Genomic DNA, 1118 nt, shown 5'->3' on the forward strand with positions numbered 1-1118 from the left:
CCACGTCCGGGCTGTAGCGCTGAAAGTCCTCGCTGATTTCATCAAAACGAGAGGCAAACGCAAAGCTACGCACCCGTGGCAGCACATCATTCATGGCATAGAGAAACTGGAGCAGGAAACGGGCCGCATCGCTCACCGAACTGGACACATCACAAATCACCATCACCCGGCTTTTCTGCACAGGCCGCTGACGCCAGTGCAATCGGGCAGGAACCCCATCGTGACGAATACCGGCCACCAGGGTGCGCCGGGCATCCAGCATGCCGCGCCGGCTTTTCTTCATGCGCCGCTGATGCAGACTGGCCAGGCGCCGAGCCATGCGGCGCACCAGGGTTTTCACTTCCTGGAATTCACGCAAATGCCGAAACGGCACCGCACGCATGGTCTGTTCCCGCAACGCCCTCCCCTTGCCTGCACCATGCAGCAAAAACTGGCGCCGCACATGGCCGGCGGCCTGCTCACGCACTTCCCGTCGCCACTGGCGCAGCGCCTCCGCCCGCGCCTGGCGGGGCGCATCGCCCTGATCCAGCTGCAGAATGCGGTCATCCACCGCCCCCATCCCCATGTTCATCAGCAGGCGACGGGTATACAGGCCCTGCTGGGTAATCACCTCCATCTGGGTGAAATCCATTTGTGCTGCGGCCTCAGCCAGCCGCTGCTCCAGCTCGGCAGGGGTTTGTGCCGTCAGGTTGTCGTCGCCCGCCAGCCCATCATCGCCCTGGGAAGATTCACCCGCCTCGCCCGCCTCCTCAACGGGTTCGGGCATGGCGCTGTTGTTCGATGTGGCCGCCGCCGCGCCGGGCGTCACCGCAAAGAAACGCGCAAAGGTTTCCTCAAACGCAGGGCGATCGTCTTCGCGCTTCACCAGCGTCATCGCCAGGGCATCGTGAAAGCGTTGTCGCCCTTGATAGCCCACCAGTGCAGCCGCATCCATGCCCTGGCTGGCCTCGTCCGGCGATATTCGCAACCCCGCTCCCCGCAGCGCCTGCACAAATTCTGAAAGGCGACGGACCGGCATCAGCGTTTGCCCAGCTTGCGCAACCAGGCAGGCAACAGCTCCCGTGCCAGGGTCACGTCTTGCTCGGTTTTTAAAACCAGATTGAGCGTATCTGCCACCT

At 63.1% G+C, this 1118-nt stretch carries 1 protein-coding gene; it reads right to left on the reverse strand.

Annotated elements, in window-relative coordinates:
• On the reverse strand, nt 1–1018 hold a 1018-nt coding region (locus tag A3730_RS05780; RefSeq protein WP_063537690.1), incomplete at its 3' end, for a VWA domain-containing protein.
• Nucleotides 1019–1118 lie beyond the last annotated feature (100 nt).

The sequence above is a fragment of the Alcanivorax sp. HI0044 genome, assembly GCF_001634945.1.